Here is a 12,611-nt window from a genome sequence, read left to right on the forward strand (position 1 = left end):
CTGACCCGGCACGCAGCACCGACTCCATGACCGCACCGACCGCCCTCGACAGCTTCCTCGACAAATGGCGCGCCCGCTGGCCCGAATGGGCGGTGGCCGAGGTGTTCGTGCCGGAGGCGGACCGCGCGCGCGCACTGGCCTGGTTCGCGCTGCTGCAGGAATTCGACGACATCCTCAACATCGCCGGCGATCCGCTGCCGGCCGACGCGAAGCTGGGCTGGTGGGCCACCGAACTGCGCGACTGGGCCGGGCATCGCTCGCGGCATCCACTGGGGCGGTTGCTCGAGCCTGTCGCCGCGCCCTGGACGCGCCTGGCGGATGCGCTGCCGGCCCTCACCGCGGCCCGGGCCCGACCGGTCGATGCGGCCGCGGCGTTCGCCTCGCTCTCCGGTTTCGCCCATGCGGCCGCCGAGGTCGAGGCGGCGGTCCTCGGAGGGGCGGTACCGGCGGCGGAGGCGCTGGCCGCGCAGGTGCTGGCGACCCGCCTGGCCGAAGCCGGGCTGGCCGCGGTGCCGCAGTCGCGGCAACCGGCGGGCGAGGTGACGGCGGCGCAGGAACAGGCCCAGCGCGCCTGGGCGGCCGAACTGCTCGACGCCTGGCCGGCGCGGACCCCCGGTGCGCGGCCACGGCGGCTCTGGTCGGCACTGGCCCGGCACCGGCTGGAGCGGTTCGCCGCGGGCAGCCTTGCCGACGTCGCGCGGCGGCCGCTGCGCCTGCTGTGGCGCAGCTGGCGGGCGGCGCGCGGCTGAACCGCGGCGCATCGCCGGCGCATCGCGCGACAGTCCGTTGCATCGCGCCGGGCAGCCGGCGCGGCCGCAGCGGCTACAATCCGTCCCGAATTGGTCCGGTTTGAGCGCCATCCGGCGCGCGGGCCCCGCGCCGCCGCTGGCGGCCAGCCTCCCCCGGCATCCCAAGCGAATTCCCCATGTCCGTGCCTGCTTCCGTCCCGTCCCCCGCCACGCTGCCCGACGTCGCCCACCAGCCCGCCACCCTGGCCCGTCCGCTGGACTGGGTCGGCATGGACGGCATCGCCATCCCGGTGCGGGTGCCGGACGGCGCCGGTGGCCATGTCCAGGTCGCCGCCCAGGTCGACCTGTCCGTCGACCTGAAGCAGGCCGGCGAGCGCGGCATCCACATGTCGCGGTTGTACATGCGCCTGCAGGAGGAGCTGGCCCGGCACGAGGTCACCCCCGCCGGGCTGCGCCACATCCTGCAGGGCAGCGTGGATTCGCAGGCCGGCCTGTCCTCGCGCGCGCGCCTGCGCCTGCGCTACGAAGCACTGCTGCTGCGCCGCGCGCTGCGCAGCGACAACGCCGGCTGGAAGCGCTATCCGGTCGAGATCGAGGCGCTGCTGGAGGACGGACACCTGAAGCTGGTGCTGGGCTTCGGCGTCGAGTACTCGAGCACCTGCCCGTGCTCGGCGGCATTGTCGCGGCAGGCCAACGCCGAGCGTTTCGCCGGGGACTTCGCCGACGCGCGGCCGATCTCCACCGCCGTGGTCCGCGACTGGCTGGCCTCCGAGCGCGGCATGGCCGCCACCCCGCATGCCCAGCGCAGCGAGGCGAAGGTCAAGGTCGAGCTGCGCCCGCAGTTCGACGAACTGCCGCTGGTGGCGCTGGTCGACGCGCTGGAAGCGGCGCTCGGCACGCCGGTCCAGACCGCGGTCAAGCGCGAGGACGAGCAGGCCTTCGCCATGCTCAACGCCGCCAATCTGATGTTCTGCGAGGACGCGGCACGCCGGGTCGCGTCGGTGCTGTCGTCCGACCCGCGGATCGAGCGCTACCAGGCCACCGTTTCCCACTTCGAAAGCCTGCACCCGCACGACGCGGTGGCCAGCGTCAGCGGCAGCGGGCCGGACGCCTGACGCCCGGCGGCGCATCGCCGCCCCACGCGCCATGGCACGCGACGAGGTCGCGGCCGCGACGGCCCTGGCGGGCGTTCCAGCACCCGCGGCGGGGCGACCCGGGGTCGAGCCGCGCGATGGGACGCACGGGTTGCCCCGGGTGGGGCGACGTGACGCCGCGCGCCGGCGCCGAACCGGCGGCGCTGCTACTGCGTGCGCTCCAGCACCAGCAGCGGGTCGATCCGCACGTCGAACCAGTTCATCCCCCAATGCAGGTGCGGTCCGGTCGCCCGGCCGGTCGCGCCCACCGCGCCGACCACCTGGCCCTGTTCGACCCGGTCCCCGACCCTGGCATCGATCCGCGACAGGTGCAGGAAGTTGGAGCTGATCCCGAAGCCGTGGTCGATCAGCAGGGTGCCGCCGGTCAGGTACAGGTCGGGGGCGGCGAAGGTGACGACGCCCGCCGCCGGCGCGCGCACCGGCGTGCCGGTGGGGGCGGCGATGTCCATGCCCGAATGCGGCGAGCCGGGCTTGCCGTTGTAGACGCGCTGGTGGCCGAAGCGGCCGCTGATCCGGCCCTGCACCGGCCAGGCGAACGGCCGGGCGAAATCCGCGCGGTCGTCGTCGCGTTCGCGCGCGGCGGTCACCCGGGCCTGTTCGCGGCGGATCCGCTCGGCGATGTCCGGCGGGGGATCGACCGTCTTCGGCGGCACGCCATCGACGCGCTGCACCGGCCAGTCGCGCGTGGTCACGGCGATGTCGGCGTCGACCCGGGTGCCATCGGGGCGGACGACGGCGATGCGGACCGGGCCGGCTTCATCGCGCCCGATGCCGAACACCACGGTCCCGTAGCCGGTGCTGCGCAGGATCCGGCCGGCGTACTCGACCCGGCTGCCGGGCGGGACCTTGCCGAGCACCATCGAACCCTGCGGCACGCTGGCCGGGAAGACGACGCGGTCGTCGGACTGTGCCGGCGCCGGGTGGAGCGGGGTGGCGGCCAGGACGACCGCCGCCAGCAGCGTGGCGGCGCTGCGCAGGGCCGCCATCAGCGGTCGAATTCCAGGCGCTGGCCGCCCGGCGTCCCGATCAGTTCGCTGCCGTTCCAGACCATGCGGCCATTGACCCAGGTGGCGCCGATGCGCGAGCGGAAGCGCATGCCCTCGAACGGCGACCAGCCGCACTTGGACAGCACGTCCTCGCGGCGCACGTCCAGCGGCTCGTCGTCCACCAGCACCAGGTCGGCCCAGTAGCCCTCGCGCAGGTAGCCGCGCTCCTTGACGTCGAACAGCTGCGCCGGCGCATGCGCGGTCTTCTGCACCACCCGCGCGATGTCCATGCGCTTCTCGTGCACCAGCTCGATCGCGGCCAGCAGCGCGTACTGGACCAGCGGCAGGCCGGACGGCGCCTGCAGGTAGGGCTTCTGCTTCTCTTCCAGCGTGTGCGGCGCGTGGTCGGTGGCCAGCACGTCGACCACGTCGTCCACCAGCGCCCGGATCAGCGCCTCGCGGTCGCTGGCGTCCTTGATGGCCGGGTTGCACTTGATGAAGTTGCCGAGCCGCGCGTAGTCGGCGCGGTCGAAGCGCAGGAAATGGATGCAGGTCTCGGCCGTGATCTTCTTGCGGACCTTGCCCGCGGCGTCGACCAGCGGCCCGCGTTCGAACAGGGCGAGTTCGTCGGCGGTGGAGATATGCAGCACGTGCAGGCGGGTGCCATGCCTGCGCGCCAGCGAAAGGGCGAGCTCGGTCGACTTGATGCACGCTTCGCGGGAGCGGATGTCCGGGTGCATGCCCGGGGTCAGGCCGTCCTCGCCGTACTTCGCCTTGAACTCGGCGAGCGTGCGGTCGATCGTGGGCGTGTCCTCGCAGTGGGTGATGATCGGCGTGGGCGCCTCGCGGAAGATGCCGTCCAGCGTGTCGGGGTTGTCCACCAGCATGTTGCCGGTGGAGGCGCCCATGAACACCTTGATGCCCGGGGCGGCCTTCGGATCCAGGGTGCGCACCGCCTCCAGGTTGTCGTTGCTCGCGCCCAGGTAGAAGCCGTGGTTGCCCCAGGCGCGGCCCCTGGCCAGCGCGTACTTGGCTTCCAGGGCCGCCGCGTCGAGCGTCGGCGGGTTGGTGTTGGGCATGTCCATGAAGCTGGTCAGCCCGCCGGCGACCGCGGCGGCCGACTCGCTGGCGATGTCGCCCTTGTGGGTGAGGCCGGGTTCGCGGAAGTGGACCTGGTCGTCGATCATTCCGGGCAGCAGCCAGCGGCCTGCCGCGTCGACCACCTTGTCGCCGGCCTGCGCCTGCAGCCCGCTGCCGATCCCGGCGATGCGCCCCTGCTCGATGCGCAGGTCGCCTTCGTACTCGCGACCTTCGTTGACCAGGCGGGCGTTGACGATCAGCGTGCTCATCGGTGGGATCCTGGGCAGGAGCAGGGGGGTGGGCTTGCGGGCGGCACCGGGTCGACGCCGCCGGGGTTGAGGGGGTGGCAGCGCGCGAGCCTGCGTGCCGCCAGCCAGCCGCCGCGCCCGGCGCCATGCAGCGCGATCGCCTGCATCGCATACTCGGAGCAGCTGGGCACGAAGCGGCAGCGCGGGCCGAGCAGGGGGCTGACGAAGCGCTTGTAACCGCGCAGCGCCAAAATAAGCATTCGATCGATCACTCGTCCATCATACCCGCGGGCGTACAAGGTTGCCGCGTGGGGTGCGGTGAGCTATAAAGGCCCGCTTTCCCGGTAACGGGAAAATCCAGAGAGGAACCTTCGTACGTGGCCGTCAAGAAACCCGTGAAGAAGGCCGCCAAGCCGGCCAAGAAGCCCGCTGCTCCCGCCAAGAAGGCCGTCGCCAAGAAGCCGGCGGCGAAGACCCCGCAGAAGGGGGCCAAGCCGGCGGCCAAGCCGGCGCCGAAGAAGGTGGCCAAGGCTCCGGCCAAGGCGACCAAGGCCGTCGCCAAGCCGGCGGCGAAGACGCCAACGAAGGGTGCCAAGACCGTCGCCGCCGCCAAGGCGCCGGCGAAGAAGGCCCCCGCCAAGTCCGTGACCAGGCCGGTCGCCAAGCCGGCAGCGAAGCCCGCCCAGGCCAAGCCTGCTCCCGCCAAATCCGCCCCTGCGAAGCCCGTACCCGCCAAGTCGTCCGCTCCTGCAAAGCCCGCTTCAGCGAAGCCCGCTCCTGCAAAGACCGCTCCAGCGAAGCCGGTACCGGCGGCTGCTCCAGCACCATCGAAGCCCGTGTCCGCAACGAAATCCCCCGCCAAGAATCCCGCCAAGCCCGCCGCCGCGGTCGTCTCCGCCGCCCAGAACGCCCCCCGGCCCAAGGGCAAGGTCGCCGTCGCCGTGGTCTCCAAGAAGGCCGACGCGCCGTCGCCCCGCAACGCCTCCCGCGTGGTCGACTACAAGGTCGACGACGCCACCGGCCGGCCGCTCCTGCCCAAGGGCTACAAGCCCAAGGCGGACGAGGAGTACATGAGCCCGCTGCAGCAGGAGTACTTCCGCCAGCGCCTGCTGCAGTGGCGCGCCGACCTGGTCGAAGAGTCCAAGCAGACCATCGAGAACCTCAAGGACGAGGTGCGCGACATCGGCGACGAGGCCGAGCGCGCCACCCGCGAGACCGAGAACTCGCTGGAGCTGCGTACCCGCGACCGCTACCGCAAGCTGATCGGCAAGATCGACAGCACGCTCAAGCGCCTGGAAGCCGGCGACTACGGCTACTGCGTCGACACCGGGGAGGAGATCGGCCTGGAGCGCCTGGAAGCGCGCCTCACCGCCGAGCGCACCCTGGACGCGCAGGAGCGGTGGGAGCACATGCAGAAGCAGCAGGGCGAGTAACGGCCACGCCGGCCCGGACCTCCAGTACGAACCCCGCTGCGGCGGGGTTCGTCGTTTCCGGGCTGCAGCGTCGGAGGAGATGGCGATGGGGCACGAGGACTTCATGCGGGAGGCGCTGGCCCTGGCGCGCGCCAACCTCGCCGCGGGCGGTCGGCCGTTCGGGGCGCTGCTGGTGCGGGAGGGACAGGTGCTCGCCCGTGCGGCCAACGGCATCCACCGCCACCACGACCCGACCGCGCATGCGGAACTGCTTGCCATCCGCGCCGCCTCGACGGCGCTGCGCTCGGCCCGGCTCGACGGTGCCGTGATGTACGCCAGCGGCCATCCCTGCCCGATGTGCCTGGCGGCCATGCACCTGTGCGGGATCGCCGAGGCCTGGTTCGCGTACTCCAACGAGGAGGCCGAGCCCCACGGGCTGTCCACTGCGCGGATCTACGCGGAGATGGCGCTACCGCCGGCGCGGCAGGAGCGCCTGCGGTTGCGATCGTTGCGGCCGCCGGGCGAACACGGCCTCTACGGCGAGTGGGACGCCCGCCGCCCGGCCTGACCGGCGCTGCTCACTGCAGGTCCTTCAGGTCAAGGCGCCGCAGCCGCGGCGCCTTGACCGCGGTGGCGGCGACCACGCCCAGGGTGACGAAACCGCCCAGCACCACCGCCGGGACCAGCCCCAGCAGCCGCGCCATCGAGCCGGCATAGAACGCGCCCAGTTCGTTGGACGAGCCGATGAAGATGCCGTTGATCGAGGCGACCCGGCCGCGCATGCCGTCGGGGGTGACCAGCTGCATGATCGTGGTGCGCATCACCACCGAGACGCCATCGCACACGCCCGACAGCAGCAGGAACAGCGCCGACAGCCAGAAATCGCGCGACAGGCCGAAACCGACAATGCACACGCCGAAGCCGGCCACCGCCCACAGCAGCAGGCGGCCGGCATGCCGGCCGGGCGGGCGGCGCGCCAGCACGATCCCGACCGCCACCGCGCCCAGCGCCGGCGCGCCGCGCAGGATGCCGAGCCCTTCCGGTCCGTAATGCAGGATCTCGCTGATGAAGGCCGGCGCCAGCGAGATCGCGCCGCCGAACAGCACCGCGAACAGGTCCAGGGCCTGCGCGGCGAGCATGACCTGGTTGTTGAACACGAAGCGCAGGCCGTCGCCGATGCTCGCGAACACTGGCGCGCGCGGGCCGTCGGCGCGCGGTTCGGACACGCGCAGCGACAGCAGCACCGCGCCGGCGACGATGGCGAGCAGCGCGGCCAGCGCATACGCGGCGGTCTTGCCGGCCCAGCCCACCATCACGCCGCCCAGCGCCGGGCCGCACACCAGTGCGGTCTGGAACGCGATGCTGCCGATGCTGGCACCGCGGGCGAACTGTTCGCGGCGCAGCACCTGGGCGAACAGGGCGGTGTAGACCGGGGTCAGGAACGAGCGCACCAGCCCGGTCAGCACGATCGCCGCGTAGATCGGCCAGGTCGTGCCCGGGGCGAGGTGGCCGCTGGAGATCAGCGTGAGCAGCAGCGCCGTGGTCGCCAGGCCGGCGCAGGCCGCCGCGCCGAGCCGGCGCTTGGGCAGGTGGTCCACCAGGTAGCCGGCGAACAGCGCCATGCCGATGAACGGCAGCACCTCCGCCAGGCCGATCAACCCCAGCGCGAACGGATTGCGCGTCAGCTCGTAGACGTGCCAGCCGACGGTGACGGCGACGACCTGGTAGGACAGGATCGCGCACAGCCGGTAGCCGAGCAGGACGCGGTAGCCGGGTTCGCGCAGCGGCGAAGGGATGGCCAGGGCCTGCCCCTCGTCCACCTCAGGCCTGCTGGCTCCGCGCGGTGTCGCGGATGAAGGCCAGCAGCGAGGCCAGGCCGTTGCTGCGGGTGGGCGAGAGGTGCCGGGCCAGGCCGATGTCGGCGATGTAGTCCGGTTCGGTGGCGAGGATTTCCTCGGCCGAGCGGCCCGAGTACACCCTCAGCGCGAGGAAGATCAGGCCGGAGACGATCGCCGAGTCGCTGACCGCATGGAAATCCAGCCGGTCGCGGTTGCCCTGCGGCACGATCCAGACCAGCGACTGGCAGCCGTGCAGGCGGTGCTCCTCGGCCTTCCAGGCGTCGGGGAAGGGCGGCAGCTTGCGGCCGAGGTCGATCAGGTACTGGTAGCGCTCGGACCAGTCGCCGAAGAAGGCGAACTCCTCCTTGATCGCGGCCTGGGCCAGCGCCGGAGTGGCTTCGAGGGGGAAGGTCGTGTCGGTCACGTCGTTCTCGGGGAGCGGTGGGTCGCCGGGCGTGGCATGGGTCAGTTGCGGCTGCGCGACCAGCGCACGCCCTGCGCGGTGTCTTCCAGCAGGATGCCCTCGCGGGCCAGTTCGTCGCGGATCGCGTCGGCGCGGGCGAAATCGCGGGCCTTCTTGGCCGCGCCGCGTTCCTCGACCAGGGCCTGGATGCGTCCGTCGTCGTCGCCAGCGCCGCCGCGGTTGAACCATGCCACGGGCGCCTGCTGCAGCAGGCCCAGGGCCAGGCCGGCGCCCAGCAACTCGCCCTTGAGCCGGGAACGTTCGCCTGCGTCGGCGGCCTTGCGTGCCTCGCCGGCGATGCGCGCGATTTCGGACAGCGCCAGCGGCGTGTTGAGGTCGTCCTCGAGCGCGTCCTCGACCGGCGCCGGGATCGCCGGCGTCGCCGGGGTGCCGTCCAGGTCGCGCAGGGTGCCGTAGAGCCGGTCCAGCGTGCGCACGGACTGCTCGATCAGCGCATCCGACCAGTCCAGCGGCTGCCGGTAGTGGGCCGAAAGCAGGGCGTAGCGCAGCGCCTCGGGCGGGTGCCGGCGCACCAGGTCGTGGACCTTCTCGATGTTGCCCAGCGACTTGCTCATCTTGGCGCCGCCGAAATTGAGCATGCCGTTGTGCAGCCAGTAGCGGGCGAACACCTTGCCGCCGTGGGCGCACTGGCTCTGCGCGATCTCGTTCTCGTGGTGCGGGAACTGCAGGTCGATGCCGCCGGCGTGGATGTCGATGGTCTCGCCCAGGTGCGCGGCGGCCATGGCCGAGCATTCGATGTGCCAGCCCGGACGGCCGCGGCCCCAGGGGGAATCCCAGCCCGGCAGGTCGGGGGTCGACGGCTTCCACAGGACGAAGTCGCCGGCGTCGCGCTTGTACGGGGCGACTTCGATCCGGGCGCCGGCCAGCATTTCCTCTGGGTCGCGGCGCGAAAGCTGGCCGTAGGCCGGGAAGCTGGCCACGGCGAACAGCACGTGCCCCTCGGCCGCGTACGCATGCCCGCCCTCGATCAGCCGCTCGATCATGGCGACCATCTGCGGCACGTGGGTGGTGGCCGACGGCTGGATGTCCTGCGGGACGATCCCCAGGGCGGCCATGTCCTCGAGGTAGGCGGCGGCGAAACGGTCGGTGATGGCGGCGATCGGCATGCCCTGCGCGGCGGCCGCGGCGTTGATCTTGTCGTCCACGTCGGTGATGTTGCGGGCGTAGCGCAGGCCGCCGAAGCGGCGGCGCAGCAGCGCGGCCAGCACGTCGAACACCACCGGGCCGCGCGCATTGCCGATGTGCACGTAGTTGTAGACCGTCGGACCGCACAGGTACATCGTCGGGCAGGACGGATCGAGCGGCGCGAACGCCTCGACCCGGCGGGTCAGGCTGTTGTACAGGCGCAGGGGCATCGGCACGGGCGCGGGTGGGGTGGACCGCCGATTCTAGCGTGCCGCGCGCCGCGGCCGGTCCGGCGCGGTGGCGGCGCATGCCCACGGGCCCGCCGATGGGTCCGCCGACCGGCTGCGGTTCAGCGGGCTGCAAGGCGTCCGGCCTAAACTGTGGCCTCACGCCTGTCGTCACCGGACCCGATGCGCCGCATGCTGGAACTCACACTGCTGGGCATGGCCTGCTGCGCGATGCAGCCGGCGCTGGCCCAGGAGGGAGCGCAGTCCGACGGCCGGATCCGAGTGGTTCCCGCCGAGAACGTCAAGATCGAGTACGCGCAGGTGCTGCGCGTCGAGCCGGTCTACCAGACCCTGCGTGCGTCGCGCACCGAGGAGCGCTGCGAGCCGGCGCCCGCCGCCGCGGACAAGCCGGTCGAGAAGAAGCCCGAGCCCGGTGCGTTCTCGCGCATGTGGGACTCGGTCAAGGGCGTCTTCTCCGGCGAGGAGGCGGCGGCCGCCCCCGCGACCCCCGTGCCCGCGCCCGCGCCGACCCGGCGCGACAACTGCCGGCTGGTCCAGGTCGATCGCCAGTTCCAGCGTCCGATCGCCTATGACGTGGACTACGTCTACAAGGGCACGAAGTACCGCTCGCGGCTGGCCGAGGATCCGGGCAACCGCCTGCGGATCCGGGTCTCGGTCACGCCGTGGGAGGCCGAAGCGCCCCCGCTGCCCCCGCCCTGAGCGCGGCACCGCCCGTACCCGGTGCCGGCGCTTGCGCCTGCGCGGGCCTGCGTGCGACGATGCGCGACCCATGAACACCGACCTGCAGCCGCACGCCGCAAGCGCCGCCCGGATGGCCTCCGGGATGACCTCGCGCGCGCGCCGACCGGAATCCCACATTTCCGCTGGGTGACCGGAGCGTCGTGCTGTCCGTTCGGAAAACCCAGCCCCAGGCTGGGTTTTTTCGTTTCTGGCCCGGGGAAAGTTTCAGCCGCAAGAGAATCCGCGTAGATCCCGCCCCGTCCAGGCCTCCGGGCCGCCACCGCCGCAAGGAAACGATCGATGTCGCTCAAGCACTTCCTCAACACCCAGGACTGGAGCCGCCCGGAGCTGGACGCGCTGTTGACCCAGGCCGCGCTGTTCAAGCGCAACAAGCTGGGCGGCGAGCTCAAGGGCAGGTCGATCGCGCTGGTGTTCTTCAATCCGTCGATGCGCACGCGCACCAGCTTCGAACTGGGCGCGTTCCAGCTGGGCGCGCACGCGATCGTGCTGCAGCCGGGCAAGGACGCGTGGCCGATCGAGTTCGACCTGGGCACGGTGATGGACGGCGACACCGAGGAGCACATCGCCGAAGTGGCGCGGGTGCTGGCCCGCTACGTCGACCTGATCGGCGTGCGCGCGTTCCCGAAGTTCAAGGACTGGGGTTACGACCGCGAAGACCACGTGCTCAAGGCGTTCGCCAAGTATTCGACCGTGCCGGTGATCAACATGGAGACGATCACCCATCCGTGCCAGGAGCTGGCCCATGCGCTGGCCCTGCAGGAGCACTTCGGCACGTCCGACCTGCGCGGCAGGAAGTACGTGCTGACCTGGACCTACCATCCGAAGCCGCTGAACACGGCGGTGGCGAATTCGGCGCTGACCATCGCCACGCGCATGGGCATGGACGTGACCCTGCTGTGCCCCACGCCCGAGTACGTGCTCGACGAACGCTACATCGGCTGGGCCAACGACAACGTCGCCGAGAGCGGCGGTTCGTTCCAGGTCAGCCACGACATCGAATCGGCCTATGCCGGCGCCGACGTGGTCTACGCCAAGAGCTGGGGCGCGCTGCCGTACTTCGGCAACTGGGAGCCGGAGAAGCCGATCCGCGACCGGTACAAGCACTTCATCGTCGACGAGGCGAAGATGGCGCTGACCAACAATGGCGTGTTCTCGCACTGCCTGCCGCTGCGCCGGAACGTGAAGGCGACCGACGCGGTGATGGACTCGCCGAACTGCATCGCCATCGACGAAGCCGAGAACCGCCTGCACGTGCAGAAGGCGGTCATGGCCGCACTCGTCCGCTGAGCCGCCCCCCTGCACGCAATCCCGAAGCATTCCCCACGGAACCCCCGCACATGAGCACCCCCAACCAATCCCGCGACATCGTCCTGGCCTTCTCCGGCGGCCTGGATACCAGCTTCTGCGTTCCGTACCTGAAGGAGCAGGGCTGGAACGTGCACACCGTCTTCGCCGACACCGGCGGCGTCGATGCCGAGGAGCGCGCCTTCATCGAGGCGCGCGCGGCCGAGCTGGGCGTGGCCAGCCATGTCACCGTCGATGGCGGCGACGCGATCTGGAACGGCTTCGTCAAGCCGTTCGTGCAGGCCGGCGAGGGCTACCAGGGCCAGTACCCGCTGCTGGTCTCCGACCGCTACCTGATCGTCGACGCGGCGCTGGCGCGCGCAGCCGAGCTGGGCACCAACGCCATCGCGCACGGCTGCACCGGCATGGGCAACGACCAGGTCCGCTTCGACCTGGCGGTCAAGGCGCAGGGCGACTACCGCATCGTCGCCCCGATCCGCGAGATCCAGAAGCAGCACACCCAGACCCGCGCCTACGAGCAGAAGTACCTGGAGGAGCGCGGCTTCGAAGTGCGCGCCAAGCAGAAGAGCTACACCATCAACGAGAACCTGCTGGGCGTGACCATGTCCGGCGGCGAGATCGACAAGTGGGAAGCGCCTGGCGAGGGCGCCCGCGGCTGGTGCGCGCCGCGCGCGGCCTGGCCGGCCGAACCGCTGCAGGTGACGCTGAAGTTCGTGCAGGGCGAGGCGGTGGAGCTGGACGGCAAGCCGCTGGAAGGCGCGAAGATCCTCGCGAAGCTCAATACCATGTTCGCCCAGTACGGCGTCGGCCGCGGCATGTACACCGGCGACACCGTGATCGGCCTGAAGGGCCGGATCGTGTACGAGGCGCCGGGCATCACCGCGCTGCTGGCCGCGCACCGCGCGCTGGAAGAGGCGGTGCTGAGCAAGCAGCAGAACCGCTTCAAGCCGGACGTGGCGCGCAAGTGGGTGGAACTGGTGTACGAGGGCTTCTACCACGACCCGCTGAAGGCCGACCTCGAGGCGTTCCTGGCGTCCTCGCAGTCGCAGGTCAACGGCGAGGTGGTGCTGGAAACCCGCGGTGGCCGCGTCGACGCGGTCGCGATCCGCTCGCCGCACATCCTCAACGCCAAGGGCGCCACCTACGCGCAGTCGGCCGACTGGGGCGTCGAGGAGGCCGAGGGCTTCATCAAGCTGTTCGGCATGAGCAGCACGCTGTGGGCCGAGGTCAACCGCTGAGGC

13 protein-coding genes are annotated in these 12,611 nt (G+C 71.5%); 7 read left to right on the top strand and 6 right to left on the bottom strand.

Annotated elements, in window-relative coordinates:
- Positions 1–26: 26 nt before the first annotated feature.
- Positions 27–749 carry an isoprenoid biosynthesis enzyme family protein gene (locus ACA089_RS02495; protein ID WP_372013077.1) on the top strand — a complete coding sequence of 241 codons (723 nt, stop codon included), beginning with the start codon at positions 27–29 and terminating at the stop codon, positions 747–749.
- A 176-nt stretch (positions 750–925) separates the two neighbouring features.
- Entirely contained in the window at positions 926–1,864 is a 939-nt protein-coding gene (folE2, locus tag ACA089_RS02500; protein WP_372013079.1) for a GTP cyclohydrolase FolE2, read from the top strand.
- 185 nt (positions 1,865–2,049) lie between these two features.
- Here the strand turns inward: folE2 and ACA089_RS02505 are convergent, their stop codons facing one another.
- The 3 genes from ACA089_RS02505 to yidD are packed head-to-tail and all read right to left on the bottom strand — an operon-like array spanning position 2,050 to position 4,477.
- Complete coding sequence (locus ACA089_RS02505) at positions 2,050–2,889, bottom strand: M23 family metallopeptidase (protein WP_372013081.1); 840 nt, start codon at positions 2,887–2,889, stop codon at positions 2,050–2,052.
- On the bottom strand, positions 2,889–4,238 hold the full coding sequence (locus ACA089_RS02510; protein ID WP_372013083.1) for a dihydroorotase: 1,350 nt from the start codon (positions 4,236–4,238) through the stop codon (positions 2,889–2,891). Before ACA089_RS02510 ends, ACA089_RS02505 begins: the two co-directional genes overlap by 1 nt.
- Positions 4,235–4,477, bottom strand: a complete 243-nt coding sequence (yidD, locus tag ACA089_RS02515) for a membrane protein insertion efficiency factor YidD (protein WP_372017612.1) — start codon at positions 4,475–4,477, stop codon at positions 4,235–4,237. Before yidD ends, ACA089_RS02510 begins: the two co-directional genes overlap by 4 nt.
- A gap of 117 nt (positions 4,478–4,594) precedes the next feature.
- Here yidD and dksA point away from each other — a divergent pair, with 117 nt between their 5' ends.
- The gene (dksA, locus tag ACA089_RS02520) at positions 4,595–5,650 is read left to right on the top strand and encodes an RNA polymerase-binding protein DksA (protein WP_372013085.1); all 1,056 of its coding nucleotides are present in this window, start codon (positions 4,595–4,597) and stop codon (positions 5,648–5,650) included.
- Positions 5,651–5,735: 85 nt separating this feature from the next.
- Positions 5,736–6,197, top strand: a complete 462-nt coding sequence (locus tag ACA089_RS02525; protein ID WP_372013087.1) for a nucleoside deaminase — start codon at positions 5,736–5,738, stop codon at positions 6,195–6,197.
- Positions 6,198–6,207: 10 nt separating this feature from the next.
- Here the strand turns inward: ACA089_RS02525 and ACA089_RS02530 are convergent, their stop codons facing one another.
- The 3 genes from ACA089_RS02530 to cysS are packed head-to-tail and all read right to left on the bottom strand — an operon-like array spanning position 6,208 to position 9,312.
- Entirely contained in the window at positions 6,208–7,449 is a 1,242-nt protein-coding gene (locus ACA089_RS02530) for an MFS transporter (protein ID WP_372013089.1), read from the bottom strand.
- 1 nt (position 7,450) lies between these two features.
- The gene (locus ACA089_RS02535) at positions 7,451–7,891 is read right to left on the bottom strand and encodes a SufE family protein (RefSeq protein ID WP_372013091.1); all 441 of its coding nucleotides are present in this window, start codon (positions 7,889–7,891) and stop codon (positions 7,451–7,453) included.
- A 41-nt stretch (positions 7,892–7,932) separates the two neighbouring features.
- Positions 7,933–9,312 carry a cysteine--tRNA ligase gene (gene cysS / locus ACA089_RS02540; protein ID WP_372013093.1) on the bottom strand — a complete coding sequence of 460 codons (1,380 nt, stop codon included), beginning with the start codon at positions 9,310–9,312 and terminating at the stop codon, positions 7,933–7,935.
- 174 nt (positions 9,313–9,486) lie between these two features.
- Here cysS and ACA089_RS02545 point away from each other — a divergent pair, with 174 nt between their 5' ends.
- From ACA089_RS02545 to ACA089_RS02555, 3 genes are all read left to right on the top strand, one after another.
- Complete coding sequence (locus tag ACA089_RS02545) at positions 9,487–10,023, top strand: hypothetical protein (RefSeq protein WP_372013095.1); 537 nt, start codon at positions 9,487–9,489, stop codon at positions 10,021–10,023.
- A 321-nt stretch (positions 10,024–10,344) separates the two neighbouring features.
- The gene (locus tag ACA089_RS02550; protein WP_372013097.1) at positions 10,345–11,352 is read left to right on the top strand and encodes an N-acetylornithine carbamoyltransferase; all 1,008 of its coding nucleotides are present in this window, start codon (positions 10,345–10,347) and stop codon (positions 11,350–11,352) included.
- A gap of 50 nt (positions 11,353–11,402) precedes the next feature.
- The gene (locus ACA089_RS02555; protein ID WP_372013099.1) at positions 11,403–12,608 is read left to right on the top strand and encodes an argininosuccinate synthase; all 1,206 of its coding nucleotides are present in this window, start codon (positions 11,403–11,405) and stop codon (positions 12,606–12,608) included.
- Positions 12,609–12,611 lie beyond the last annotated feature (3 nt).

The sequence above is a fragment of the Pseudoxanthomonas fibrivorans genome, from assembly GCF_041464125.1.
In the GTDB taxonomy this organism is placed as follows: Bacteria; Pseudomonadota; Gammaproteobacteria; order Xanthomonadales; family Xanthomonadaceae; genus Pseudoxanthomonas.